The organism is Mesorhizobium sp. P2_A12 (assembly GCF_056405075.1).
The window spans coordinates 557,996-582,527 of the sequence record NZ_JBFUCU010000001.1; the positions used below are offsets into that span (position 1 = coordinate 557,996).

Sequence of the window (24,532 nt, forward strand, 5' to 3'; positions counted from 1 at the left end):
ATTGCCGCGATGGTCACCCGAGGTTTTTCTTCAGGACGGCGCCCGCCGATCGACGGCGATGCGCGCATCCCGCCCGGGCAATATCTCGAGCAGGGATTTCCGGTCTTGTCAGCCGGCCCGACGCCGCGGGTGCGCATCGAGGACTGGTCGTTCACGCTGAAGCACGGGCCGCGGCCGATCAAGAAATGGAACTGGGCCGAGTTCAACGCGCTGCCCTTGACCAAGATGACGCGCGACATCCATTGCGTGACCGCATGGACAAAATTCGACACGCCATGGCAAGGCGTGCTTGTTGACGACATCCTCGCCGATGCCGGCATCGAGCCGCCGACCGCCTTCACGCTGGCGCATTCCTTCGACGGCTATTCCACCAACGTGCCGACCAAGGACCTCACCGCCGGCAAGGCGATGGTGGCTCTGCTTTACGAAGGCAAGCCGATCACGCCTGACCATGGCGGCCCGGCGCGGCTGCTGGTGCCGCATCTCTATTTCTGGAAATCGGCCAAATGGCTGAACGGCCTGCAGTTCACCGAGCGCGATGAGCCGGGTTTCTGGGAATTGCGCGGCTATCACATCTATGGCGACCCTTGGCGCGAGCAGCGCTACACGAACGATCCATGAGCGACGCAGCGGCAGTGCAATCGCCCTGGCAGACAGTCAGGATCGTCCGTATCGAAAAGTGCACGCCGCGTGTCACCAGCTTCTTTTTCCAGCTATCGCGGCCTTTCACCTATCTTGCCGGTCAGCATGTAGACGTCAGGCTGACGGCGCCGGACGGCTATCAGGCGCGCCGCTCCTATTCCATTGCCTCGGCGCCCGGAGATGGCGGGGTGATCGAACTGGCGATCGAAAAACTCGACGATGGCGAGGTCTCGCCCTTTTTCCACGACGTCGCAGCAATTGGCGACGAGGTCGAACTGCGCGGGCCGCTCGGCGGGCATTTCATCTGGCCCGATGACGATGGCGGACCGGTCTTGCTGGTCGGGGGTGGTTCGGGCGTCGTGCCTTTGATGTCGATGGTCCGTCATCGCGCCAAGCGCAATTCGAGCGTGCCCGTCGCCCTGGTCTTTTCAGCGAGGATCTGGGACGAAGTGATCTTTCGTGACGAACTGGTTGCCCTCGATGACCGCAAGGACGGCTTCGACCTGGTGCTGACCCTGACGCGCGAAGCTGCACGCCGTCCAGCCGATTATTCGCGGCGGGTGGACGTTGCCATGATGGTGCAATCCATGGCGCACCTGCCCGGACCGCCCGATATCGCCTTCGTCTGCGGCTCCAACGCCTTCGTTTCGGCTGCCGCCCAAGCCCTGATCGACGCGGGCGTTGCAGCGGAAATCATCCGCACCGAGCGTTACGGGGTTTGAACTGACACGGCCTTTCGAGAGGTTTCGTGTAGCCGTCGTTCTGAGGCCTGGCATCGCCCGCCGGTCACGCCTCGATTTCGAGCGCCGAAAGCGGCTTCGAGCAGCAGGCGAGGATAAAGCCGTCGTCGATTTCGTGATCGAGGATGCCACCATTGTGGCTCATCTCGACATCGCCCGCGACCTTCTTCACTTTGCAGGTTCCGCAGAGGCCGAACTCGCAGGCGGCGGGAATCCGCACGCCCGAGGCGCGGGCCGTCTGCAGCACGGTCTGGCCGGCGACGCATTCGGCCTCGACATCCGAAAGCGAAAACCGGATCGGCGTCGCGGCTTCGACGACAACCGCGGCGCCGTCTTCCGCCGGCAAGGTGAACGGTGCCGGGATCTCCTCCACAACAGGCGCGGCAAAGCTCTCCTGGTGGTATTTCGTCATGTCGAAGCCGGCGGCGTCTAGCATGCCGCGCACGGCGCGCATGAAGGGATCGGGGCCGCAGCAGAAGATTTCGCGCTCGCGGAAATCGGGCGCCAGCAAGGGCAGCCGGATCGCGTCGATGCGGCCCATATGGCCGAACCAGCCCTCGCGGCTGGACCGCTCCTCGATCATGAAACCGAGCGACAGACCCGGCATGTGGCTGCCGAGCAGTTCGAGCTCCTTGCGGAAAATGATCTCTTCCGGGCGCCGTGCGCAGTTGACGAACCCGACATCGGTCCATGGCGCGCAGTCATTGAGCCAGCGTAGCATCGACATCATCGGCGTCACGCCGGAGCCGGCTGAAATGAACAGGTACTTGGCCGCCGGGTGGCTGTGCAGCGAAAAGTCGCCGGTCGGCCCATAGGCCTTGACGTGCGAACCGGGCGTCAGATGATCGAACATCCAGCGTGTGCCGATGCTGCCCGCTTGCGCCTTGATCGTCACTGCGATCGAGAACGGCCGCGATGGCGAAGACGACAGCGTATAGGTGCGCATCAGCGGCCCGTCGGCGGTCGGCAGTTCCAGCGTCACGAACTGACCCGGCTTGTAGCGGAACCAGGTCTGGTTGTCGGAGCGGAAGGTGAAGGTCTTCACATCAGGCGCTTCGTCGCTGACGCCGATCACTTCCAGCACCTGGAGCCTGTCGTTCCAGGGCGTCATCTGGTCGAGATGGCGATAGAGGCCGAGATCGGTCATCGCATTCATCCTTTTGTCCTCACTATTGCCCTATGCATGTCGAGATCCCAAAACCACTGCGCACTTTTGGGCGACATGCACTAGGCAACGCTGCGCAGCGCCGGCCGGCCGCCTTCGGCAAGGCGCGGGCCGATGAACGACGCGTACCACTCGACGAACTGGATGACGCCACCCTCATGCAGCTCCGAATAGGGGCCGGGCTCGTAGGCGGGCGACAGGATGCCGAAGGCGTTTTCCTCGACGATCCGCCGGTCCTGGTCGTTCGTCTCGGTCCAGACGTGGGTGAGTTCGTCGAGATCGTAATCGACGCCTTCGACCGCATCCTTGTGGACCAGCCATTTGGTCGTTACCGCCGTCTCCGTGGCGCTGATCGGCAACACCCGGAAGGTGACGGCGTGGTCGCCCAGGATGTGGTTCCAGGTCGTCGGATAGTGATAGAGCAGCAGGGAACCGATGCGGTCGGTCGAAACGCTGTCGGACAGGTTCTTCTTGACCGCACGCTTTCCCGTCATCGTGTAGCTGACGGCGTCGCGCAACAGCGGCGCGCGGGTGGCGCGGTACTGTCCGGCCGGGTCGATGCGGAATTTGCTTGGCAGGCCGGCTGCTTCGCATTTCGCCCAGTGCGCAAGCATTTCCGGGTCGCTGTCGGCGCCTTGCACGCCGGTCACCGTGGGTGCCTCCGGAAACGTCTTGCAGAGCTCCGGATGATTGCCGGCGCAATGATAGCACTCGCGGTTGTTTTCCCAGACCAGCTTCCAGTTGCCCTTCTCGACAATGGTCGACTCGAACGCCACCTTGGCCTCGCGCAGCCGGTGCGGCAAAAGGTAGGGCTCGATCATCGCGCGCATCGGTGCGAAATCCGCCGGCTCCTTGGCCAGGCAGATGAAAATGTAGCCACCGACGCTTTCGCAGGCGACTGGCTTCAAGCCGAACTGGCTCTTGTCGAAACCGTCGGCCATCTGCCTGGCAAACAACAGCCTTCCGTCCAGCTCATAGGTCCATTGGTGATAGGGGCAGACCAGCTTTGCCGCCGTGCCCTTGTCGGAATTGCAGACGCGGCTGCCGCGATGGCGGCAGGAATTGTGGAAGGCGTTGATATTGCCCTTCTGGTCGCGGACAAGCACGACTGGATAGTCGCCAATCTGCGCCGTGATGTAACTGCCCGGCTTCGGCAGCTCGCAATCATGACCGATGAACAGCCAGTCGCGATACCAGATCAGCTCCATGTCGAGCTTGAAATAGTCTGGATCGGTGTAGAAGGGCTGTTCCAGCGAAAAGCCTTGCCGGCGCCCACTCAAGAGCCTCAGCATGTCGTTGCGAGCATCCATGTCCTGTCCTCGTTTCTAAGGACTGAACTGGTGGTGACGGAGGAAGGATTGGACGCAGGCCGGCGATCCGCCGGACATGCACTATCCACCTCTTGACCGCCCACCGCGATCAGTCGAGTCTAGACATCTCGGGCTGGTTTCCGGGCTCTGGAGTTGTCCTTGCGGACCATCGCGACACCTTCCCAGGCGATTGCCCAGTGGTCTCCCGTTGCGACTTGAACTCCACCACCGTTGCGGGGGCAGCGCCGGATTCTGACCGGCTTCCCAATTCTCCACCTCGTCGTCACGAAGCGGCACCTGAGATGGCATGATCTAATCACGATCGCGGGCGCGCCATCGGCATGAAAACGACATCGTATCCATGCGGCGCGACACGCTTGCGAAACGTTCCGGTGGGCGATCGCGGAGCGGAAGCCCTATCTCTTGGGCAACCATAGCCGGCTGCAATATCGCCGAATCTGCCCCCTTGTCGGGAAGCAAAGAAGGCTATCGGTATCGAAAAGTGACTATTAGCAGCCTCTAAAATCGAACCGAACGGTTCGTTTCTGTTGACGGTGCGTGCAGGACGTGTGAACGCTGGGCCTCCGACACAGTTGGTGATCGGGGTGGCTGTTTTGTACAACTATTTGATATAACTTAGAAAAACATTGAGTGTGGAAACCCCTGGCACAATTTCAAGTGGTGGATTCTTGGTCCACGCGGAACAACTTCGTGATTGGAAATGACTGGATGGCTCTCCCACATCGGGGCTGTCCGGAACGACGCGATTTCTTTCCAAGACACGCCGCTAGACGGACGGCAAAAATAAGAAATACTGGAGTACCAAAAAATGAAAAAGATCATCCTCACTGCCGCCGCCCTTCTGGCCATTTCCGGCAGCGCCTTCGCGAACAGCGACCACTATGGTTCGAATGCCCCGGCAGCCACCGCTGCTGTCGACAGCTCGTACACCGCTTCGACCAAGAAGTCGGAGCCGGCTGCTCAGACGCCTGCCCAGGGTAGCAACCGTAACCTCTTCGGCAACAACTAACAGCCGATTCCCAGGGGCGGCGGGCTCTCCCGCCGTCCTGGCGAAAACCAGAATTCAGGAGACTTGAAATGAAGAAGATCATGCTTGCTGCCGCCGCCGTCCTGGCGATCTCCGGCAGCGCTTTCGCCGCCAGCGACAACTACGGTTCGAATGGCGCAAACCAGCCTGCTGTCGGTTCGGTTGACAACTCGCAAACGAGCTCGATCCGCAGCAGCGGTGGTTTCGTCGGCAAGCTGCTCAACTCGTCGGGTGACGTAGAGAAGTCCGCCCCTCAGAGCGCCGACCGCGACCTCTTCGGCAATCACTAACAGCCGAAGTTGATTTCCAAAAAAGAGCGGCGGGCCCCGCCSCTCTTTTCGTGTCGAGACTTGGTTCTGTCTCAAGCCGCCTTTACTTCCGGCTGACGGAGCGAGAAGGAGTGCCCGTCCGCGTCGAAGATGTGAAGGTCGTTCGCGTCCGCGCTCAGCCGCAGCGTCGCACCGCGTTTGACCTCGACATTGCCAGGCAGCTTGGTCACCAGGGGCAGGTCGGCGCGGCCGATGTCGACATAGACAAGCTGGACCTCGCCGAGTTGCTCGACATAGTCGACCGTCCCCTCGAACAGATAGTCCGTGCCGCTGGCGATGATCAGATCTTCCGGCCGCACGCCGAAACTCACCGCAGCACCCTTTGCCGAAGCCGGCGTCGCGATCGGCACGCTTGCCTTGCGCCCGCCGACATGGCTGATGACGGTCGGGTTTCCGGTCTTGTCGATGGTAGCCGGCAGAATGTTCATGGCCGGCGAGCCGATGAACTGGGCAACGAACAGGTTGCCGGGCTTCTTGTAGAGGTCCATCGGCGTGCCGACCTGCTCGATATGGCCTTCCTTGAGCACCACGATGCGATCGGCCAGCGTCATCGCCTCGACCTGGTCGTGGGTGACGTAGATCATGGTCGTGTTGGGCATCGATTCCTTGAGCTTGGCGATCTCGATGCGGGTGGCGACCCGCAGTGCGGCGTCTAAGTTAGACAGCGGCTCGTCGAACAGGAACACTTTCGGATTGCGCACGATGGCGCGGCCGATGGCGACGCGCTGGCGCTGGCCACCTGACATCGCCTTGGGCAGGCGGTCGAGATATTTGGTCAACTGCAGGATTTCCGCCGCCTGCCTCACGCGGCGGTCGATCTCGGCCTTGTTCTCCTTGCCGATCTTCATCGAGAACGCCATGTTGTCGTAGACGGTCATGTGCGGGTAGAGCGCGTAGGACTGGAACACCATGGCGATGCCCCGCTTCGATGGCGGCACGTCGTTGACGACCTCGCCGGCGATCTTGAGTTCGCCGGAGGTGATTTCCTCCAGCCCGGCGATCGACCTCAGCAATGTCGACTTGCCGCAGCCCGACGGGCCGACAAAGACGATGAACTCGCCCGATTTGATATCGAGGTCGATGCCGTGGAGAATGTTCAGATTGCCGTAGGACTTCTTCACTTGTCTTAGCGTGACATCGGCCATTGGTTTCCTCCCAGTGATTGAAATTCAAGTGATCTGAAATTCAGTCGATGCGCCCGAACCAGGCGCCGTAGCCGTCGAGCTGTATGGAGCCACTGCTCGCCTGCCCCGAAAATCCGTGTCCCGGCAAAGGGTGCAGCGATCGGTTGCCAAGGTCAATCTTGGTTGGCCTGGCTCCCAGATTGAAGACGCAGACGACCTGCTCATTGCCCGCTCGGCGTGTGAAGGCGACCGTATCGCCCTCACTTTCGATGAATGTGATGTCGCCCTTGGCCAGCGCCGGATGGGCGCGGCGGAAGGTGAGAAAGCGCCGGTAGTGCTCGAGCAGCGAGCTCTCGTCGCCCTGCTGGACATTGACCGCTTGCGACAGGTGCTTGGCCGGCACCGGCAGCCATGGCTTGGCCGAGGAGAAGCCGCCATTCCTGGCACTGCCGTCCCACACCATCGGTGTGCGGCAGCCGTCGCGGCCCTTGAATTCCGGCCAGAAGCGAATGCCGTAGGGGTCCTGCAAATCCTCGAAGCGGAGGTCGGCCTCACCGAGCCCAAGCTCCTCGCCCTGGTAGATGCAGACCGAGCCACGCAGCGACATCAGCAGCGCCGAGATGACCTTGAGATAGGCGGTCGGGTCGGCTTCGCCTGCCGCCCAGCGCGAGGCCGGGCGCATCACGTCATGGTTGGAAAAGGCCCAGCACGACCAGCCGTCGCTGGCGACCTTGCCGAACGATTCCAGCACCGAACGGACCTTGGCCGCGCTGATCTTTTCCGGCGCCAGGAAGTCGAACGAGTAGCACATGTGGACGCGCTTGCCGCCGGCCGTATAGGCCGCCACCACTTCCAACCCACGTTGCGAATCGCCGACTTCGCCGACTGCGGCGGTAGCCGGATATTCATCGAGCAGGGCGCGGAAGCGTTCGAGGAAGCCGAGGTTTTCCGGACGGCTCTTGTCGTAGAGATGGTCCTGGTAGTTGTAGGGATTGACCGCGGGCGCGGTCTGGTCGTTGCGCTGCTCGGGCGGCAGCGGCGGATTGTTTTCCAGGCCCTGGCTGTGGAAGTAGAAATTGATGGTGTCGAGGCGGAAGCCGTCGACGCCGCGCTCCAGCCAGAAGCGGGTGACGTCGAGCAGCGCGTCCTGGACTTCGTGGTTGTGGAAGTTGAGATCGGGCTGCTCGGCCAGGAAGTTGTGCAGGTAATATTGCTGACGGCTGGTGTCCCATTGCCAGGCCGAGCCGCCGAAGATCGACAGCCAGTTGTTGGGCGGCGTGCCGTCCGGCCTGGCGTCCGCCCAGACATACCAGTCTGCCTTCGGGTTGGTGCGGCTCGAGCGGCTTTCCTTGAACCATGGGTGGTTGTCGGCAGTGTGCGACAGCACCTCGTCGATCATCACCTTCAAGCCCAGCCTGTGTGCCTCGGCGGTCAGCGCGTCGAAGTCGGCCAGCGTGCCGAACATCGGATCGACGTCGCAGTAATCGGTGACGTCGTAGCCGAAATCCTTCATCGGCGATTTGAAGAACGGCGAGATCCAGATGGCATCCGCACCGAGTGCCGCGATGTAGGGGAGCCGGCCGATGATGCCCTGCAGGTCGCCGATGCCGTCGCCGTTCGAGTCCTGGTAGCTGCGAGGATAGATCTGGTAGATCACCGCACCTCGCCACCAGTCGCGATCGACGGCGAGGTCAGGCTTCGAACTGGCCTTCAAAGCGGATTGCATTGTCTCAGCCTCCTTTCACCGAGCCGGCAAGCAGCCCGCGGACAAAATAGCGCTGCAGCGAGAAGAACACGATCAGCGGCACGATGATGGTCACGAAAGCCGACGTCGTCAGGATCTCCCAGTCGCCGCCCCGTGAGCCAAGCAGCGCGTTGAGTTTGGCGGTCAGCACGATCTGGTCTGCCTCCGTACCCAGGAAAACCATCGCGACCAGCAGATCGTTCCATACCCACAGGAATTGGAAGATGGCAAACGAGGCCAGCACCGGGAACGACAGCGGCAGCACGATCTTGACGAAGATCTCGAAATCGCTGGCGCCGTCGATGCGCGCCGATTCCATGATTTCGCGCGGCAGGCCGGCTATATAGCTGCGCAGCAGGTAGATGGCGAAGGGCAGGCCGAAGCCGGTATGCGCCAGCCAGATGCCGAGATAGGTTTTCGACGGCATGCCGAAGAAAGCGCCGACGCCGTTGTAGAGCTTCAACAGAGGGATCAGCGACATCTGCAGCGGCACCACCAGCAGGCCGATGATGACCGCGATCAGCAGCGCCCGGCCGGGAAAGCGCATCCAGGCTAGGGCGTAGGCGGCAAAGGCGGCGATCAGGATCGGGATGACGGTCGCCGGTATGGTGACGGTCAGCGAATTCATGAACGACCGTCCGATGCCTTCCGAAAACAGCACGGTCTTGTAGTTGTCGGTGGTGAATTTCGGTGGCGCCGACGAGGCATAATAGACGCGCTGGCCGCGATCGCCTTCGAAGGCCTTCGGCGATTGCATGATGAAACTGCCGTCAGCATTGAGCTGCAGGGTGACGCCGTCGCCGAGATCGGCCGGTGTGCCGGCCGGGTATTGCGTCGGTGCCGCCGACTTGACGCCGAAAGCGCTGATGTTGCGGACGGGGCTGTTGCCGAAGATGTTGCCCTGAAGGACGAACTTGCCATCCTTTTCGACTTGCATCGAGGCAGCCGGCAGCCGGCCGGCTTCCGTCTGGGTGGAACTGGAGAACGAATTCCACCAGCCCGAGGCGATGATCTGGTCCTTGTCACGCAGCGACGAGACCAGGATGCCGAGCGTCGGTATGGTCCAGATAGCGACGAAGATGAGGACGGCAATATGGACGCCGAAGCGGCTGGCGAAGGAATTTCCGGTCGCAACGGCCATCTCAATGTCCTCCCGTCTCTTTGTTCGCCTGGCGGATGTTCCAGACCATGATCGGAATGACCGCGATCATGATGATGATGGCGATGGTGGCGCCGCGGCCGAAATCGCCGCCGCCACGGAACATCCAATCGAACATCAGATTGGCAAGCACCTGGCTGTTCCACTGGCCGTTGGTCATGGTCAGCACGATGTCGAACACTTTGAGCACCAGGATGGTGATCGTCGTCCAGACGACGGCGATCGTGCCCCAGATCTGCGGCACCATGATCTTCCAGAATATCTGGAACGGATTGGCGCCGTCGATGACGGCGGCTTCCAGCGTCTCTTCCGGGATGCCGCGCAAGGCCGAAGACAGGATGACCATGGCAAAGCCGGTCTGGATCCAGATCAGGATCACCATCAGGAAGAAATTGTTCCAGAACGGCAGCGATATCCAGACCTGCGGCTGGCCGCCGAAATGCTGGATGATGGCGTTGAGCAGGCCGATCTGGGTCTGACCCTCGCCACGGTACTCGTAGATGAATTTCCAGATGACGCTGGCGCCGACGAAGGAGATCGCCAACGGCAGGAAGATCAGGCTCTTGGCGACCGTGCCCCACCAGATCTTGTCGGTGAGCACGGCGATGATCAGCCCGAGGAAGGTGCAGGCGGCCGGCACCACCGCCAGCCAGACGATGTTGTTGAGGATCGAGTTGCGGAACTCGCGATCGCCGAACGCCCATTCATAATTGGCGAAGCCGACGAAGTTTATGCCGCCGCGATCGAGGAACGACAGCCTCAGCGTCTCGACCACCGGATAGATCAGGTAGATGGTCAGGATGATCATTGCCGGGCCGACGAACAGCCATGGCCGGACCAGCCCTTGCCGGCGCAGATTGTCGATGGCCGCGGCGCCGGCGACGCCGCGCGACGGGAATATCAGGTCGACCAGCTTGTTGGCGCCCCAGAAATAGGCGACGCAACCGCCGACCCCGACGATGATGACGAATATGGCCGAGAAAATCTGAGCCGCCATGGGTCCCTCTCCCTGCGCATGATCCGACAAGGAATGACCTTGGTGACGGGACCAGGCGCCGATTCAGTTGTTGGAGCGTCTTCGGCGGCGGAAACCTGCTCGCATGCCGATCGCGCTTTATGTCGATGCGCTCATGACGAAAGGCTGCGGCACGGGCCGCCGTCGGATCCGGGCCGGCAGGTCCGGATCCAGTGCGAGAATGGCCGGCTCGGCCGTTTGATCGCCGAGCCGGACGGGCCGCTACTTGACAGCCGCCTACTTGATCGCGTCCCAGCTCTTCTGGATGTCGGTGGCGACGTCCTGCGCGGACTTGCCGCCGACCAGGTCGATCATGCCGGTCCAGAAGGCGCCGGCGCCGATCTTGCCCGGCATCAGGTCGGAACCGTCGAAGCGGAAGGTCGAGGCATTGGCGAGGATTTCGCCCTGCTTCCTCAGCGCGTCGCTGGCATAGGCAGCCTTGTTGACACCCTTGAACGGCGTCACGAAGCCGCCCTCGGCCATCCAGATCTCGTGAGCGAGCGGCATCTTCAGGAATTCGATGAAGGCGCGCGCGGCCTTTGAGTCCTTGGTGATCATCGCCAGCGTACCGGCGCCGAGCACCGGCGTGCCCAGTTCAGGCTTGGAGGCATAGGGCGGGAAGTAGAAGAAGTCCGCGTCCTGGCCGACCTTGGTGCCTTCCGGGAAGAAGGTCGGGATGAACGACGCCTGATGGTGCAGGTAGCACTTCGGCGGCACTGAGAAGAGCCCCTTCGGGCTGTCGCGGAAATCGGTCGCCGCAACCGCCTTGGCGCCGCCGTCGACCATCTTGTCGTCGGTCGCGATCTTGCCGAAGATGTCGATGGCGTTCACCACGGCGGGATCGTTGAACGGGATCTCGTTCTTCACCCATTTGTCGTAGACGTCAGGCGCCTGGGTCCGCAGCATCAGGTCTTCGACCCAGTCGGTCGCCGGCCAGCCGGTGGCGCCGCCGGAGCCGAGGCCGATGCACCACGGCTTGCCGCCATCGGCGATGATCTTCTTCTCAAGATCGGCGAGTTCTTCCTGCGTCTTCGGTACCTTGTAGCCGGCTTCCTCGAAATTGTCCGGCGAGTACCAGACCAGCGACTTCACGTCGGCCTTGTAGGGGAAGGCGAAGAAGCCCGGCTTGCCGTCCTTGTCCTTGAAGGTGCCGAGATCGACCCATGACTGGCCGGCGCCGTAATTGTCCTTGACCCATTTGGCGGTGTCGTCGCCCAGTGGCGTCAGCAGGCCCTTCGATGCCAGGTCCTGGATCAGGCCAGGCTGCGGCAGCACGGCGATGTTGGGCGGGCTGCCGGCCTGCGTGTCGATGACGATCTGCTGTTCATAGTTCTCCGAGGAGGAGTATTTGATCTCGACGCCGGTGGCTTCCGAGAAATAGTCGAGAACGCCGCGCACCAGGCCTTCGTCCTCACCGCGCCACGGTCCGAAGATCGATAGCGTCTCACCCTTGAGATCGACTTTCTTGAGCTCTTCGTAATTCGCCCAGTTAAAGCGGGGATCCTCGCCCGGCTTGAACTTCAGTTCGGCATGCGCGGGCGCGTTCAGGGCGAGCGTGGCAAACGCAGCACCCAGCAAAAGCATTTTCTTCATCGGTATTCCTCCCAGTGGGCCACAAACACCGGACGGAACCTCCATTCCGCCCGCCGACGCCGCAGGACTGTGACTCAGTCAGAAAGGAACCGCAACCTTTCGAAGAGTCTTCCAAAGCGCTTTGGCTTTTTTGATCTCGCCATTGAATCCCTCGGAAGTCAAGAGGGTGAGCGGCTAATCGATTTAATTTTGGGCTTTCGACGCGTAAAAAGTGCGCTGCAGCATGTATTTATGGCGGTGCAGCAGCAATTTTTGTTTCAAACTCACCCAAAGCGCGCCTATGCTTGTCTTCATATCGCGGCGTCCCACGTGGCGCTCGGATCCAATCGAATTAAAAGCGCTTTGAGGCGCGGAGGCCTCCTGTGAACCTCAAGCAGCTCGCCCATATGCTGGCACTTTCGCAGACCACGGTAAGTCGTGCCTTGAACGGCTATCCCGAGGTCAACGAAGAGACGCGCCGGCGGGTGATGGACGCCGCCAAGCGCCACGGCTATCGTCCCAACCCCAGCGCACGCCGGCTGGCGACCGGCAAGACCGGCATGATCGGCTATGTCCTGCCGACCGGTGCCTCCGTCGACATCGATCCGCATTTCGTCGAGTTCCTGTCCGGCCTCGGCGACTATGCCCGCTCGCATGAATTGGACCTAGTGCTGTCGCCGGCCGACGCCGACGACCAGGAAACGACCTACCGGCGCATCGTCGCCAACCGGCAGGTCGACGCCGTCTATATCTCCTCACCGAGACCCGCCGACCGCCGCGTGGCGCTGGTCAACACGCTCGGCATTCCCTTCATCGTCCATGGCCGCAGCGAAGGCTTCGATTTCGACTATCCCTTCACCGACATCGACAATGAAGGCGCCTTTCACGAGGCGTCGCGGCTGTTGATCCAACTCGGCCACCGGCGGCTGGCGCTGATCAATGGTGACGACCGCGAGACCTTTGCCATCCATCGCGAGCGCGGCGTTCGCCGGGCGCTGGCGGTGAGTGGGCTGGCATTGGACGAGCGCCATGTCTGCTCGGTGGTCATGACCGAAGAGAACGGCTATCGCGCCACCAGGCGCTTGCTGGAGGCGGGCGACGCGCCGACGGCGATCGTCTGCTCCAGCCTGATCATGGCGCTGGGCGTCGTGCGCGCGGTGCGCGATCTCGGCCTGACCATTCCAGGCGACATATCGCTGATCGCCCATGACGACGTTTTCCCTTGGCTGAGGCCGGAGAACTTCTCCGTGCCGCTGTCGACGACGCGCTCGTCGATCCGTCTCGCCGGCGCGCGCGTCGCCGAGCGGCTGGCGGCACGGATTTCAGGGCTGGAGGAGGGCGCTCGTGGCGAGGTCTGGCCCGTCGACCTTGTGGTCCGAGGCTCGGTCGCCGGCGCGCCGGCCTTGGGGGACTGAACAACTCCGAACGATGGTTGGCCGGCTGTTGTTCAGGCCGCGGATTTGAGGTGATCGATGAAGGCGCGCAGCTTCGGCAGGACCTGGCGTCTGCCGGGATGATAGAGGAAGACGCCCGGCGTCGAGCCGGCAACGCCGTCCAGCACCGACTTGAGTTTTCCTTCGGCGATCGCACCTTCAGCGACGGGTCGAGGCGTCTGTGCCAGCCCGACGCCCTGCATGGCGGCACCGAGCAACGTCGGATAGTCGTGTGCGATCAGCGGGCCTGAGACCATCGCCTTGATCGCCTCGTTGCCATCGACGAAGGACCAGGGCGCGATGGCGCCGTTCGAACGGCGCAAGCGCAAGCAGGCATGGTGGCGCAAGTCGTCGACACGCTCGGGGCTGCCGTGGCGCTCGAGATAGTCTGGGCTGCCGACGACCACGAACGCGAACGGCGGCGTGAGCCGTATCGCCACCATGTCGGTCGCGATGAACTGGCCAAGGCGGATGCCGGCATCGAACCCGCCGGTCGCCAGATCGACCATCTCGTCGCTCGCGGCGATCTCCAGCTGGATCTCGGGATAGGCTTGGCAGAACGACGCGATCATCGGCTCCAGGATCAACGGCACGACGGCGCGGGGCACGGACAGGCGCAGCAGCCCGGTCGGCCGCTGGCTGGCGTCGCGCACCGCCTCGCCGGCCGCGACGAGCTCCTCGAAGGCAGGGCCGGCACGGTCGAGGAAGCGCTGGCCAGGCTCGGTCAAGCCGACGCTGCGCGTCGTGCGCACGAACAGCGCCGTGCCCATACGCGCTTCCAGCGCGCGCACCGCCTGGCTCACGGCGGACGGTGTCACGCCGAGTTCGGCTGCGGCGCGGCGGAAGTTGCGGTGCCTGGCGACAGCCAGAAACGCCTCGACGCCCTCCAGCGCACCGTGTCGGACTGTGTAGTTCTGCTTCATGGGTTGTTGTGATTACAGCGGATAGTCGAATTATGGAAGCGGGCTTAGGTAGGAGGTGAAGCTAGGAGACATCTTGCAATGACCGATGAACTTGATGGGGTGCGCGACCACTATCGCGCGACCGGCCTGACTGAGCGGCTGAAGACGGTGCTGGCTGCCCTTGGCCCGGATGATCAGCTTCTCACGCCCCAGCAATTGGGCGCCCTTGACCAATTTCACACCCGTGGGCTTGCCGCCACCGTCGAGCTTGCCCAATTGACGGGGATCGCTGCCGGCATGTCAGTACTGGACGTCGGTTCGGGCATCGGCGGGCCGGCGCGCTTCCTGGCCGCGACCTATGGTTGCCGGGTCACTGGCGTGGATATCAGCGAGCCTTTCGTGGATGCCGCGCGTTATCTGACCGACCGCACGGGACAGAGCGGGCAGCTGTCGTTCCAGATCGCCAGTGCACTGGAGCTCCCATTCGATGATGGCCGTTTCGACATCGTGCTGCTGCAGCATGTGGCGATGAACATCTCCGACCGGGCACAGCTCTATCGCGAGATTCGACGCGTGCTGAAGCAAGGTGGCAGGTTTGCCACCTTCGACGTCGTGTTGGCCATGGGCGAGCCACACTACCCGCTTCCATGGGCGCGAACGCCGGCGACGAGCTTTCTCATGACCATTGGTGCGACGCGCGAGGCGATCGAACCAGCCGGCTTCCGCATACTGACATGGCAAGACGACACCGAGGTTGCCAAGGCGTGGTTCGCACAGCTCCGCGTTTCGGGACCGCCGCCTTCGCCAAATCTCGGCGTGGTGATGGGGCCTGACTTCGCGGAGCTTGCGACCAACCTGGGACGAAATCTCATGGAGGGCCGGCTCGGCGTCCTGACCGCGGTGTTTGAGGCTGCGTGAACCAATCGTTGAGAGGAGACCAAATGTCCACGGAAGTCCTGTTCCAAACCCATCTCGTTCTGGGCTATGTCGCGTGGCTGCTTTGCCTCAGTGCGTACGGTCTGCCGTGGCTGAGATCGATGGACCGGGTCGCGGCGCAACGCGCTATCGCTACCTTGCACAGCTTCCGCTTCTTCGGGCTCGTCTTCCTCGTCCCGGGCGTCGTCAGCCCCGATCTGCCCGCCGGCTTCGCCATGTTCGCCGCCTATGGCGACTTCGCAACCGGGGTGCTGGCCATGCTGGCGCTGCTCACGGTGAGGATACCTCAGCTGTTCTGGGCGTTCGTCGTCGCCTTCAATCTCGTCGGGATAGTCGACCTCATCGTCGACTATTACCATGCCGTCCAGATCGACCTTCCCGCTCGCGCGGGGGAATTGGGCGCCACTTACGCGATCCCGGTCATCTACGTGCCGCTGCTGATGATCACGCACATCGCCGCATTCTATTTTCTGGCGCGTCCCAAACCGCGACTTGAGCCGTCGCGGACTACTCCTTCGCCGCCTCGGCGGCCTTGATGTCGAGCAGGCCGTAGCCGAAATCATTGTCGCGCCCCTTGGGGCCGAGATCCCTGGCCGTTGCCGCCAGCGCCTTCTCGATGCCGTCGGCCGAGCGGTCGGGCACGGCGTGGATGAGATTGGCGATGGCGCCGGTCACGATCGCTGCCGCGAACGAGGTGCCGGTGACCACGTCCGAGCCGGCGCCGCTCGGCGCCACCATCTCGACACCAGGCGCCGAGATGAAGACGTAGGCGCCGCGATTGGCTTGCGGCATGAGCCCGTCCTTGGCATCGGTGGCGGTCACCGCGATGACGCCGTCGAAGGCCGCCGGGTAGCCATAGGGCGCCTTCGGCCCGTTGTTGCCGGCGGCGGCGACCAGCACGATGCCGAGCGCCCGCGCATTGCGGCAGGCAACGCCGAGCAGGTCGTTCTTCGGCCCGACGAAGCTCATGTTGATGATGTGCACATCCTGGCTCGTCGCCCAGTCGAGCGCCGACAGGATGACGTCCATGGTCGACTTGCCGCCCTCGAAGGCGCGGGCGTGATAGATCCTGGCGCCGGGCGCCATGCCCTCGAGCGCGCCGACGCCGGCGATCAGCCCGTCGACGGAAGTGCCGTGATCGCGTTTTTCGATCGGCACGTCGGGCATGGCGTCGAACTGCCCGGCGATGACACCTGAGAGCGCCGGATTGCTGTCGTCGATGCCGGTGTCGATCACCGCGATGCGGACGTTTTCGCCGCTGGCCTGTTTGGAATCGAGCGCGATGCGCTCGAAGGCATAATTGACGATGCTGGCGGCCTGCTGCAGCGAATAGACATGGTTGGGTTCGCGCCGCTGGGTGCGGCCGTCGGCGGCCAATTGCGCCAGCACGACCCCGACAGGGCGGCCATCGGGAATGCCGAACCGCACCAGCGTGGTGCCAAGCAGCCGCGACTGGCGCAGTGAGCGCACCTGGAGGCCGAAGGACGCGGCGATCTGCTGCACGGCGCCGGCATCGCCGTCGACGGTCACCAGCACCTCGTCGGGCACGAAATCGCCGGCCACCCCGCGCGGCGGCTGAACGGCGTTGAGATCGGTCGGCGAGACGATCGGGCCGCCAGGCGGCGGGCCGGCTTGATTGTCGGCAGGCGGCGTCGCCGGGTCCGGCCGTGGCGTCGGCAGCGGTGCCGGAGGCGCGACCGGATTGGGGAACAGATCGACGATCAGGGCTGGCAGGAAGACAGCGCCGGGCCGCGCCGCGCCCGACCCATTCTTTGTGTCGCGGCCATCCTTGGCGCAGTCGGCGCTTGCCGCATTGTTCGCGTCGCCGCAGTCGATTTTCGTCGGATCGGGGTTGGGGGCGTTGGTCTGCGCCGACGCAGGCACGGCGGCGATTGTCATCGCCGCCGCCAGGATTGCCGCAAATCGAATGACCGCCGCCTCAGCCGCCATCAACCGGTTTCCTTCCCTCGATCACAGTCTCGGTGAAGGGCTGGGCGGCAATAAGGCCGAGCTGCTTGGTGTAGTCGGCCGCCTTGGCGGCGGGAATGCCAAGCCGGAACACGCCATCGGCGGTCGGTCCGCCGATGATCTTCAGCCCGTTGTTGCCCAGAAAGCCTGAAATATCCGACATCCTTGCATCCGGCTTGAACTTGACCAGGGCGAACGGCATTTTCGCCAGATCGCCTTCCGCCCCGGCAATCTCGAAATCCTTGCCCTTGCCGCCGGGCTGAACAAACGACTGGACCATGATCAGCGCCAGCAGGACCGCGGCCGCCGCCCAGGCAACACCGACCGGCACCGCCATGAAGCGGCCCCAGGCCTGCGCCAGCCAGGACGCGTTTGCCGGCGCGCGCGCAGGTCCGGCTTCGGCGTCGAGCGCCTTGGCGAAGCGGCTCAACGCATCGGCAGGCGGGCGGATCGCTTCGTTGGCGGCCGTCGTGCCGGAAAATTCGGCCTCGGCCTCGCCAAGGGCGGCCAGCGCAGCGGGATCGCTGGCCAGCCACTCCTCGACGGCTTCCAGGTCCGAGCCTTCCAGCGAGCCGTTCAGATAGAACGGCAGCAGCGTTTCCATTTCGTCGCGGCGCGACATCTTTTCAGCGGCGCTCATGGCCACCCCCTGTCGTAACCGGCGGCCTTGAGGGCCTCGCCGAGTTTCTTGCGGGCGTAGAACATCCGGGTCTTGACGGTCGCGACCGGAATGCCGAGCACCTCGCCGATCTCGCCCACCGACTGCCCATGATAATAGGCAAGGTCGATCACCGTGCGGTGCTCTTCCGGCAAGGCGTCGACGAAGCGCCGCAAGGCGGCAGCCTTGTCTTCCTTCATGGTGACGACTTCCGGCGTGTCGGCGCTGTCGGGCACTGCGGCTGCAGCCTCGTCGTCGATCCAGTCTTCCTTTTTCTTGCGCAGCGAAGACAGCGCCTTGAACCGGGCGATGCCGAGCAGCCATGTCGAGACTTCGGAGCGTCCTTCGAAGCCTGGCGCCTGCCGCCACAGTTCGAGGAACACCTCGTTCGCGATGTCGTCTGCCATCATTTCCGATCCCGTCTGGCGCGCCACGAAGCGGTAGACCCGCGCGTGGTGACGCATGAACAGGAGCCGCACGGCGGCACGGTCGCCCTTCGCGACCCGGTCGACAAGAGCGCGATCGGTCTCCGTCGCTGCCGTCATGGCCGGTCGAGCCGCCTGGCTCCTGTCTGCTCTGTCGCTGATCGGTCCAAAAAGGTTCATCCTCCGCCAAGGAATTCGCGGAGGCTAACCGAAGAGTGGGGCGGTTGCCAGAGGAGGGAAGGCGCCCATTCAACTCAAAAACGACTTCGCTTTCATTGTCGCCGGCACCGGCACGCCGAGGCGGCTCAAGATGGTCGGCGCCAGTTGCAGCTGGTCGAGCAGCATGTCGGCCTGCGGTCCCTTGCCGGGCCCGAAATAATACAGCGCGAAATCCTGCATCTCGTCGTCATGGCCGCCATGATGGCCGCGATCGGTCTGGCCGTGGTCGGCGGTGACCATCACCTCGTAGCCAGCCTCGATCCAGCGCGGCAGGAAGGCCGCCAGCATGCCGTCCATCGCATAGACGGCATGATCCATCTCGTGGCAGTCGTGGCCGAAGCGGTGGCCCATCGAGTCCAGCGTGCAGGTGTGCAGGATGCCGTAGTCGATGCCGTGGCGCCTGGTCAGCATGGTCAGCGTCGCGAACAAATCGACGTCGCTCGGCGTCATCTGGTTGCGAAGATTGTAGCCGGTCATGGTGTGGAATCGGCCATGCGTGATCGGCCCGCCCGGCTCGTCGAATTCCATGTCCTCGACCAGGTCGAAGGGATAGGCACGGAAGAATTCCGGCCAATAGGAATGGGTCACCGCACCCGTTTTGCCACCGGCTTTGCTGACTTCGGAGAAGATGTCGGGTTGTTCGACGCGGAACCGGTTCTCGTTGGACAGAATGCCGTGCACCTGCGGCGAAACCCCGGTGTGGATCGAGGCGTAGCAGCAGGCGGAGGTCGACGGCAGCACCGAGCGCATCTTCCAGACGCTTGCCTCGCCCGATTGCACCCAGCCTTCGAGATTGCCCATCAGCCGGCGCCAGTTCCCGTAGGGGACGCCATCGAGGATGATCAGCAAAAGTTTTGTCTTGAGCGCCACGGGCGGCTCCCTGCGATTGACCAGTTGAAATCAGAACGCCGTGCACCGCTGGGGCACACGGCGTTCCGTTTATGAACCAATAGGCAGGATAGGCTAGACTAGTGTTGCATGCGGATGACGGCAGCCGTGCCTGGACCAACGGGTCGGGTCTATCCCTGCTCGGACGCAACTCCGGCCGGAAAACGGTTCACACTTTTCCTCGAATTGCCCTAATTCCCCGCGCTCGCCATGCGCCGTCCCTTGATCGCCTTTTCCAGCCAGCCGATCTCCATCTCGGGGACCGACGACAGCAGAAGGTCGGTATAGTCGTCGAAGGGTGGGCTCAACACCTTGCTCTTCGGCCCGTAGCGCACCACCTCGCCGCGATACATCACCGCGATCGAATCGGCGATCGACTTCACCGTGGCCAGGTCATGGGTGATGAACAGATAGGCGACGTTTTCTTCCTTCTGCAGCTCGAGCAGCAGCTTCAGGATGCCGTGCGCCACCAGTGGATCGAGCGCCGAGGTCACCTCGTCGCAGATGATCAGCTTCGGCTTGGCGGCGAGCGAACGGGCGATGCAGACGCGCTGCTTCTGGCCGCCGGAAAGCTCGGCCGGGTAGCGGTCGGAAAAGCCCTTGCCCATCTCGATCTTGTCGAGCAGTTCGGCGACGCGTTTGTCGCGCTCGCGGCCGCGTATGCCGAAATAGAACTCCAGCGGCCGGCCGATGATGGTGCCGACGGTCTGGCGCGGGTTCATCGCCACGTCGGCCATCTGGTAGATCATCTGCAACTGACGCAGATCCTCCTTCGGGCGGTCGGCCAGCCGGTTTGCCAGCGGGCGCCCGTCGAAGGTGACGGTTCCTTCTTCCGGCGGCAAAAGCCCGGTGATGGCGCGTGCCAGCGTCGACTTGCCCGAACCGGATTCGCCGACCACGGCCAGCGTCTGGCCCGGATAGATGTCGACCGAGACGTTCTTCAGCACCTTGATATGGCTGCGGCCATAGGCGGCGGTGACGTTCTTCACCGACAGGAACGGTGTCGTGCCGGGCTTCTGCTCTGCGTGCTCGATCTCATGCACCGACACAAGCGCGTTGGTGTATTCCTGGCGCGGCTCCTTGATGATCTGCCGGGTGCCGCCCCATTCGACCAGCCGGCCATGGCGAAGCACCATGATCTCGTCCGAGACCTGGGCGACGACGGCAAGATCGTGGGTGATGTAGAGCGCGGCGACATGCGTATCGCGGATGGCGTCCTTGATCGCCGCCAGCACGTCGATCTGCGTCGTTACGTCGAGCGCCGTGGTCGGCTCGTCGAAGACGATCAGGTCCGGCTCGGAGCAAAGCGCCATCGCCGTCATCACGCGCTGCAGCTGGCCGCCCGAGACCTGGTGCGGAAAGCGCTCGCCGATGGTTTCGGGGTTTGGCAGGCTGAGCTTCTTGAACAGCGCAACGGCGCGCTTCTCCGCCTCGGCGCGTGTCGCCGTGCCGTGCAGGAGGGTGGCTTCCACCACTTGGTCCATTAGCTTGTGCGCCGGGTTGAAGGCGGCGGCCGCCGATTGCGCGACGTAGCAGACCTCACGGCCGCGCAGCTTGCGGAAGCCGTCCTTGCCGCCCTTGAGGATATCGCGGCCGTTGAGGATCACCTCGCCGCCGGTGATGCGCACACCACCGCGGCCATAGCCCATGGACGAGAGGCCGATGGTCGACTTGCCGGCGCCGGATTCGCCGATCAGGCCAAGCACCTTGCCCTTCTGCAGAGTCAGCGAGACATCGTGCACCAGCACGATGTTCTTCGGCGGCTCGCCTGGCGGGAAGACAGTGGCCTCGATGCGCAGATTGCGGATGTCGAGCAGGAGGCCAGAGTTCGCTTTGCTGTCAGCCATCACCCGCGTCCTCCCTTCAGGCTGGTCGTCCGGTTGAGCACCCAGTCCGCAACCAGGTTGACGGAAATCGCCAGCATGGCGATTGCCGCCGCCGGGATGAGCGCGGCTGCGATGCCGAAGACGATACCGTCCTTGTTTTCCTTGACCATGCCGCCCCAGTCCGCATCCGGCGGCTGGACGCCAAGGCCGAGGAACGACAGCGTCGACAGGAACAGCACGGCATAGATGAAACGCAGGCCGAGTTCCGAAACCAGCGGCGACAGCGCGTTGGGCAGGATCTCGCGGAAAATGATCCAGGCGCTGCCTTCGCCGCGCAGCTTTGCCGCCTCGACATAGTCCATGACGTTGATGTCGACGGCGACGGCCCGCGACAGGCGATAGACGCGGGTCGAGTCCAGAACGCCCATCACCAGGATCAGCGTCACCAGGTTGGTCGGCAGCACGGAGAGCACGACAAGGGCCATGATCAGCGTCGGGATCGACATCAGGAGATCGACGAGGCGCGACAAAAGCGTATCGAACCAGCCGCCGAACACCGCCGCCGAGAAACCGAGGATGGCGCCGAGCGAGAATGACAGCGCGGTGGCAAGCACGGCGATGAACAGCGTGATGCGGGCGCCGTAGATCATGCGCGACAGGAGATCGCGGCCGAGATTGTCGGTGCCCAGCCAGTGCGTTGCCGACATCGGTTCCCAGACGTCGCCGACGATTTCGCCATTGCCGTGCGGCGCGATCCACGGTGCGAAGAGCGCCGCCAGCACGAACAGTGCCGTCAGCACGATGCCGATCAGCGCGGGGATGGGGATGCGTTTGATATCGAGCATATCCGCCCCCTATTTCGGATGTCTGAGACGCGGATTGGCGACGATAGCCCCTATGTCCGCAATGATGTTCAGGCTGATGTAGACGGCGGCGAAGATCAGGCCGACCGCCTGCACCACCGGCACGTCGCGCTTGGTGACGTGGTCGACGAGATATTGCCCCATGCCCGGGTAGACGAAGATCACCTCGACCACGACGACGCCGACGATCAGATAGGCGAGGTTGAGCATCACGACGTTGATGATCGGCGCGATCGCGTTGGGGAAGGCGTGCCTGCGGATGACGTTGAACGCCGACAGGCCTTTCAGTTCCGCCGTCTCGACATAGGCCGACTGCATGACGTTGAGGATCGCCGCGCGCGTCATGCGCATCATATGGGCCAGCACCACCAGCGTCAGCGCCGTCGCCGGCAAGGCGATCGCCTGCATGCGTTCGCCGAACGGCATGCCGTCATAGACGGTCGAAATACCGGGGAAGATCTGCCACTTCACGGCGAAGAAATAGACCAGAACATAGCCGATGAAGAATTCGGGAAACGAGGTCGAGGCCAGCGCCAGTCCGGAGATCAGCTTGTCGACCCAGCCGTTGCGGTAGCGCACGGCGATCAGGCCAAGGATGATCGCCAGTGGTACGGCGACGATCGCCGCCCAGAAGGCGAGGAACAGCGTGTTCCACAGCCGGTCCTTGATCGACGTCGCGATGTCCTGGCCGCTCGACATGGCTGTGCCGAGATCGCCGGTGAGCACGCCGCCGAGCCAGCGGAAATACCTAATATAGGCCGGATCGTTGAGGCCGAGTTGCTCGCGCAAATTGGCGAGCGACTCCGGTGTTGCCGATTGCCCGAGAATGGCTTGCGCGACGTCGCCGGGCAGGATCTGGGTGCCGGCGAAGATCAGGACCGAAACGGCCAACAACAGGACGATGCCCAGCGCAACGCGCTGGGCAATTAGCTTCAGGATGGGTGAAGACATATCCGCAAAGCCGGGCTCAGGCCTGGAGCCAGCACTTCGCCAGGGCGTAGCCGTTCATCAATTCCTGATGCGGATCATCGACCCAGCCATCGACCTTGGCGCCTGTCGCATCGATGAACTGGTTGAACATCGGCAGGATCAGGCCCCCTTCGTCGCGTACCAGGACAGCCATGTCATGATACATCTGCTTGCGCTTGGTCTCGTCGAGTTCAGCGCGCGCCGCCAGCACCATCTTGTCGAAGTCCGGACGCTTGAAGCGCGTGTCGTTCCAGTCGGCGGTCGACAGATAGGCGGTCGAGTACATCTGGTCCTGCGTCGAGCGGCCGCCCCAGTAGGAGGCGCAGAAGGGCTGCTTGTTCCAGACTTCGTTCCAGTAGCCGTCGCCGGGCTCGCGCTTGAGCTCGATCTTGATGCCGGCCTTGGCCGCGCTCTGCTGGAACAGCTGCGAGGCATCGACAGCGCCCGGGAAGGCGACATCCGAGGTCCTCAGCAGCACGGTGCCGTCGTGACCCGACTTCTTGTAGTGGAACTTGGCCTTGTCGGGATCGTACTTGCGCTGCTCGATCTCGGTGAAGAGCGGATAGGACGAATTGATCGGGAAGTCGTTGCCGAGCGAGCCGTAGCCGCGCAGGATCTTGTCCAGCATTTCCTCGCGGTCGATGGCCAGCTTGAGTGCCGTGCGCAGATCGTTGTTGTCGAACGGTGCCGTGTTGCAATGCATAATGAACACGTAATGGCCAGGACCAGCGTGGTTGCGGATGGTGACGCCCGGCAGGCGCTTGATCAGGTCGACGATCTTCGGCTCGACGCGGTTGATCATGTTTACCTGGCCGCCCTGCAGGGCCGCCGTGCGGGCGGTCGCATCGTTGATGACGATGACTTCGATCTGGTCGGCATGGCCCATCTTGTCGCCCTGCCAGTAATTGGCGAAGCGCTCGCCGCCATGGCGCACGCCGGGCTCGTTGGTCTTGACGACGTACGGGCCGGCCGAGATGCCGGCATCCGGCTTGTCCTTGCCGCCGTTCGGCTGCACGATCAGGTGATAGTCGCTGAGCAGATAGGGCAGGTCGGCGTTGGCCTCCTTCAGCGTCAGCACCACTTCCTTGCCGCTCGCCTTGATGGTCTCGATGCCCTTCATGTAGCCGAGCGCGCCGGATTTCGACTTTTCGTCCGAATGGCGCTCGAGTGTCGCGGCGACGTCTGCCGCGGTCACCGTCTTGCCATTGTGGAATTCGACGCCGTCGCGGATCTTCAACGTCCACACCTTGGCGTCGTCCGAGGAGCCGATCTCCTCGGCAATGCGGTTCTCAAGCTTGCCTTCCGGCGACAGCTCGACGATCATTTCGCCCCAGCACTTGCCGAAGGCGAACGGCACCTGCGTCATCATCAGCGCCGGATCGAGGCTGTTGGTGGATTCGCCGCCGACGAGGCCGGCCTTCAATGTGCCGCCCTTGACCGGGCCGGCCGCGCGCGCCGCACCTGAAAGCAGCGAGTTGGCGAAGGTCGCGGTGACGCCGAGCGCTGCCGCCCGACCGAGAAAATCGCGACGGCTCAGTTTGCCGGATGCGACTCGCCGGCTAAGGAATTCCAGTTCGTTTGACATGTTGAGTTCCTC

At 63.2% G+C, this 24,532-nt stretch carries 23 protein-coding genes and 1 riboswitch; of the genes, 7 read left to right on the forward strand and 16 right to left on the reverse strand.

Annotated elements, in window-relative coordinates; all coding sequences use genetic code 11:
- Window positions 1-9: 9 nt before the first annotated feature.
- Complete coding sequence (locus tag AC1DZU_RS02720) at window positions 10-621, forward strand: molybdopterin-dependent oxidoreductase (protein ID WP_477281486.1); 612 nt, start codon at window positions 10-12, stop codon at window positions 619-621.
- Window positions 618-1,364, forward strand: a complete 747-nt coding sequence (locus AC1DZU_RS02725) for a ferredoxin reductase (protein ID WP_477281488.1) — start codon at window positions 618-620, stop codon at window positions 1,362-1,364. The genes AC1DZU_RS02720 and AC1DZU_RS02725 overlap by 4 nt, the downstream gene beginning before the upstream one ends.
- A gap of 64 nt (window positions 1,365-1,428) precedes the next feature.
- Here AC1DZU_RS02725 and AC1DZU_RS02730 read toward each other — a convergent pair whose 3' ends face one another.
- Together AC1DZU_RS02730 and AC1DZU_RS02735 are read right to left on the reverse strand one after the other, a co-directional pair.
- Window positions 1,429-2,529 carry an FAD-binding oxidoreductase gene (locus AC1DZU_RS02730; RefSeq protein WP_477281490.1) on the reverse strand — a complete coding sequence of 367 codons (1,101 nt, stop codon included), beginning with the start codon at window positions 2,527-2,529 and terminating at the stop codon, window positions 1,429-1,431.
- Between the two features lie 80 nt (window positions 2,530-2,609).
- A complete protein-coding gene (locus AC1DZU_RS02735) occupies window positions 2,610-3,857 on the reverse strand; it encodes an aromatic ring-hydroxylating oxygenase subunit alpha (protein WP_477281492.1) in 1,248 nt (415 codons plus the stop codon).
- A 114-nt stretch (window positions 3,858-3,971) separates the two neighbouring features.
- Window positions 3,972-4,173: riboswitch (cobalamin riboswitch) on the reverse strand.
- A 513-nt stretch (window positions 4,174-4,686) separates the two neighbouring features.
- Here AC1DZU_RS02735 and AC1DZU_RS02740 point away from each other — a divergent pair.
- On the forward strand, window positions 4,687-4,887 hold the full coding sequence (locus AC1DZU_RS02740) for a DUF680 domain-containing protein (RefSeq protein ID WP_095083078.1): 201 nt from the start codon (window positions 4,687-4,689) through the stop codon (window positions 4,885-4,887).
- A 68-nt stretch (window positions 4,888-4,955) separates the two neighbouring features.
- Window positions 4,956-5,195, forward strand: a complete 240-nt coding sequence (locus AC1DZU_RS02745; protein WP_477281495.1) for a DUF680 domain-containing protein — start codon at window positions 4,956-4,958, stop codon at window positions 5,193-5,195.
- Window positions 5,196-5,266: 71 nt separating this feature from the next.
- On the opposite strand, the gene AC1DZU_RS02750 is transcribed toward AC1DZU_RS02745, so the two are convergent.
- The 5 genes from AC1DZU_RS02750 to AC1DZU_RS02770 all read right to left on the reverse strand — a co-directional run bounded on the left by AC1DZU_RS02750 (window position 5,267) and on the right by AC1DZU_RS02770 (window position 11,869).
- Window positions 5,267-6,379, reverse strand: coding sequence for an ABC transporter ATP-binding protein (locus tag AC1DZU_RS02750; protein ID WP_477281497.1), 1,113 nt, complete (start codon window positions 6,377-6,379; stop codon window positions 5,267-5,269).
- A gap of 40 nt (window positions 6,380-6,419) precedes the next feature.
- Window positions 6,420-8,084, reverse strand: coding sequence for a beta-galactosidase BglA (gene bglA, locus AC1DZU_RS02755; protein ID WP_477281499.1), 1,665 nt, complete (start codon window positions 8,082-8,084; stop codon window positions 6,420-6,422).
- A gap of 4 nt (window positions 8,085-8,088) precedes the next feature.
- On the reverse strand, window positions 8,089-9,243 hold the full coding sequence (locus AC1DZU_RS02760; protein ID WP_477281501.1) for a carbohydrate ABC transporter permease: 1,155 nt from the start codon (window positions 9,241-9,243) through the stop codon (window positions 8,089-8,091).
- Window position 9,244: 1 nt separating this feature from the next.
- Window positions 9,245-10,258, reverse strand: a complete 1,014-nt coding sequence (locus AC1DZU_RS02765; RefSeq protein ID WP_477281503.1) for a carbohydrate ABC transporter permease — start codon at window positions 10,256-10,258, stop codon at window positions 9,245-9,247.
- A gap of 255 nt (window positions 10,259-10,513) precedes the next feature.
- Window positions 10,514-11,869 (reverse strand): ABC transporter substrate-binding protein, encoded by a 1,356-nt coding sequence (locus AC1DZU_RS02770; RefSeq protein WP_477281506.1) that lies wholly within the window; start codon window positions 11,867-11,869, stop codon window positions 10,514-10,516.
- Between the two features lie 362 nt (window positions 11,870-12,231).
- On the opposite strand from AC1DZU_RS02770, the gene AC1DZU_RS02775 reads away from it, so the two are divergent.
- Window positions 12,232-13,263 (forward strand): substrate-binding domain-containing protein, encoded by a 1,032-nt coding sequence (locus AC1DZU_RS02775; RefSeq protein ID WP_477281508.1) that lies wholly within the window; start codon window positions 12,232-12,234, stop codon window positions 13,261-13,263.
- A 32-nt stretch (window positions 13,264-13,295) separates the two neighbouring features.
- Here AC1DZU_RS02775 and AC1DZU_RS02780 read toward each other — a convergent pair whose 3' ends face one another.
- Window positions 13,296-14,204, reverse strand: coding sequence for a LysR family transcriptional regulator (locus tag AC1DZU_RS02780; RefSeq protein ID WP_477281510.1), 909 nt, complete (start codon window positions 14,202-14,204; stop codon window positions 13,296-13,298).
- A gap of 78 nt (window positions 14,205-14,282) precedes the next feature.
- Here AC1DZU_RS02780 and AC1DZU_RS02785 point away from each other — a divergent pair, with 78 nt between their 5' ends.
- The gene (locus tag AC1DZU_RS02785; RefSeq protein WP_477281512.1) at window positions 14,283-15,101 is read left to right on the forward strand and encodes a class I SAM-dependent methyltransferase; all 819 of its coding nucleotides are present in this window, start codon (window positions 14,283-14,285) and stop codon (window positions 15,099-15,101) included.
- Window positions 15,102-15,124: 23 nt separating this feature from the next.
- Window positions 15,125-15,655 carry a hypothetical protein gene (locus AC1DZU_RS02790; protein ID WP_477281514.1) on the forward strand — a complete coding sequence of 177 codons (531 nt, stop codon included), beginning with the start codon at window positions 15,125-15,127 and terminating at the stop codon, window positions 15,653-15,655.
- Here AC1DZU_RS02790 and AC1DZU_RS02795 read toward each other — a convergent pair.
- From AC1DZU_RS02795 to AC1DZU_RS02830, 8 genes are all read right to left on the reverse strand, one after another.
- On the reverse strand, window positions 15,627-17,069 hold the full coding sequence (locus AC1DZU_RS02795) for a S8 family serine peptidase (protein ID WP_477281516.1): 1,443 nt from the start codon (window positions 17,067-17,069) through the stop codon (window positions 15,627-15,629). The genes AC1DZU_RS02790 and AC1DZU_RS02795 overlap by 29 nt on opposite strands.
- A complete protein-coding gene (locus tag AC1DZU_RS02800; RefSeq protein WP_477281518.1) occupies window positions 17,059-17,727 on the reverse strand; it encodes an anti-sigma factor in 669 nt (222 codons plus the stop codon). Before AC1DZU_RS02800 ends, AC1DZU_RS02795 begins: the two co-directional genes overlap by 11 nt.
- Complete coding sequence (locus tag AC1DZU_RS02805; protein ID WP_095084313.1) at window positions 17,724-18,290, reverse strand: sigma-70 family RNA polymerase sigma factor; 567 nt, start codon at window positions 18,288-18,290, stop codon at window positions 17,724-17,726. The genes AC1DZU_RS02800 and AC1DZU_RS02805 overlap by 4 nt, the downstream gene beginning before the upstream one ends.
- 129 nt (window positions 18,291-18,419) lie before the next feature.
- On the reverse strand, window positions 18,420-19,259 hold the full coding sequence (locus AC1DZU_RS02810; RefSeq protein WP_477281520.1) for an alkaline phosphatase family protein: 840 nt from the start codon (window positions 19,257-19,259) through the stop codon (window positions 18,420-18,422).
- A gap of 209 nt (window positions 19,260-19,468) precedes the next feature.
- Window positions 19,469-21,124 (reverse strand): ABC transporter ATP-binding protein, encoded by a 1,656-nt coding sequence (locus tag AC1DZU_RS02815; RefSeq protein ID WP_095083048.1) that lies wholly within the window; start codon window positions 21,122-21,124, stop codon window positions 19,469-19,471.
- Entirely contained in the window at window positions 21,124-21,948 is an 825-nt protein-coding gene (locus tag AC1DZU_RS02820; protein ID WP_184873154.1) for an ABC transporter permease, read from the reverse strand. Before AC1DZU_RS02820 ends, AC1DZU_RS02815 begins: the two co-directional genes overlap by 1 nt.
- A 9-nt stretch (window positions 21,949-21,957) precedes the next feature.
- Window positions 21,958-22,917 carry an ABC transporter permease gene (locus AC1DZU_RS02825; RefSeq protein ID WP_184873155.1) on the reverse strand — a complete coding sequence of 320 codons (960 nt, stop codon included), beginning with the start codon at window positions 22,915-22,917 and terminating at the stop codon, window positions 21,958-21,960.
- A 16-nt stretch (window positions 22,918-22,933) separates the two neighbouring features.
- The gene (locus AC1DZU_RS02830; protein WP_477281523.1) at window positions 22,934-24,520 is read right to left on the reverse strand and encodes an ABC transporter substrate-binding protein; all 1,587 of its coding nucleotides are present in this window, start codon (window positions 24,518-24,520) and stop codon (window positions 22,934-22,936) included.
- Window positions 24,521-24,532 lie beyond the last annotated feature (12 nt).

What these genes read in the sequence shown, in the direction of transcription:
- AC1DZU_RS02720 (WP_477281486.1), top strand. Translation starts at nt 10, where the DNA reads ATGGTCACCCGAGGTTTTTCTTCAGGACGGCGCCCGCCGATCGACGGC.
- AC1DZU_RS02725 (WP_477281488.1), top strand. Translation starts at nt 618, where the DNA reads ATGAGCGACGCAGCGGCAGTGCAATCGCCCTGGCAGACAGTCAGGATC.
- AC1DZU_RS02730 (WP_477281490.1), bottom strand. Translation starts at nt 2,529, where the DNA reads ATGACCGATCTCGGCCTCTATCGCCATCTCGACCAGATGACGCCCTGG.
- AC1DZU_RS02735 (WP_477281492.1), bottom strand. Translation starts at nt 3,857, where the DNA reads ATGGATGCTCGCAACGACATGCTGAGGCTCTTGAGTGGGCGCCGGCAA.
- AC1DZU_RS02740 (WP_095083078.1), top strand. Translation starts at nt 4,687, where the DNA reads ATGAAAAAGATCATCCTCACTGCCGCCGCCCTTCTGGCCATTTCCGGC.
- AC1DZU_RS02745 (WP_477281495.1), top strand. Translation starts at nt 4,956, where the DNA reads ATGAAGAAGATCATGCTTGCTGCCGCCGCCGTCCTGGCGATCTCCGGC.
- AC1DZU_RS02750 (WP_477281497.1), bottom strand. Translation starts at nt 6,379, where the DNA reads ATGGCCGATGTCACGCTAAGACAAGTGAAGAAGTCCTACGGCAATCTG.
- bglA (WP_477281499.1), bottom strand. Translation starts at nt 8,084, where the DNA reads ATGCAATCCGCTTTGAAGGCCAGTTCGAAGCCTGACCTCGCCGTCGAT.
- AC1DZU_RS02760 (WP_477281501.1), bottom strand. Translation starts at nt 9,243, where the DNA reads ATGGCCGTTGCGACCGGAAATTCCTTCGCCAGCCGCTTCGGCGTCCAT.
- AC1DZU_RS02765 (WP_477281503.1), bottom strand. Translation starts at nt 10,258, where the DNA reads ATGGCGGCTCAGATTTTCTCGGCCATATTCGTCATCATCGTCGGGGTC.
- AC1DZU_RS02770 (WP_477281506.1), bottom strand. Translation starts at nt 11,869, where the DNA reads ATGAAGAAAATGCTTTTGCTGGGTGCTGCGTTTGCCACGCTCGCCCTG.
- AC1DZU_RS02780 (WP_477281510.1), bottom strand. Translation starts at nt 14,204, where the DNA reads ATGAAGCAGAACTACACAGTCCGACACGGTGCGCTGGAGGGCGTCGAG.
- AC1DZU_RS02785 (WP_477281512.1), top strand. Translation starts at nt 14,283, where the DNA reads ATGACCGATGAACTTGATGGGGTGCGCGACCACTATCGCGCGACCGGC.
- AC1DZU_RS02790 (WP_477281514.1), top strand. Translation starts at nt 15,125, where the DNA reads ATGTCCACGGAAGTCCTGTTCCAAACCCATCTCGTTCTGGGCTATGTC.
- AC1DZU_RS02795 (WP_477281516.1), bottom strand. Translation starts at nt 17,069, where the DNA reads ATGGCGGCTGAGGCGGCGGTCATTCGATTTGCGGCAATCCTGGCGGCG.
- AC1DZU_RS02800 (WP_477281518.1), bottom strand. Translation starts at nt 17,727, where the DNA reads ATGAGCGCCGCTGAAAAGATGTCGCGCCGCGACGAAATGGAAACGCTG.
- AC1DZU_RS02805 (WP_095084313.1), bottom strand. Translation starts at nt 18,290, where the DNA reads ATGACGGCAGCGACGGAGACCGATCGCGCTCTTGTCGACCGGGTCGCG.
- AC1DZU_RS02815 (WP_095083048.1), bottom strand. Translation starts at nt 21,124, where the DNA reads ATGGCTGACAGCAAAGCGAACTCTGGCCTCCTGCTCGACATCCGCAAT.
- AC1DZU_RS02820 (WP_184873154.1), bottom strand. Translation starts at nt 21,948, where the DNA reads ATGCTCGATATCAAACGCATCCCCATCCCCGCGCTGATCGGCATCGTG.
- AC1DZU_RS02825 (WP_184873155.1), bottom strand. Translation starts at nt 22,917, where the DNA reads ATGTCTTCACCCATCCTGAAGCTAATTGCCCAGCGCGTTGCGCTGGGC.
- AC1DZU_RS02830 (WP_477281523.1), bottom strand. Translation starts at nt 24,520, where the DNA reads ATGTCAAACGAACTGGAATTCCTTAGCCGGCGAGTCGCATCCGGCAAA.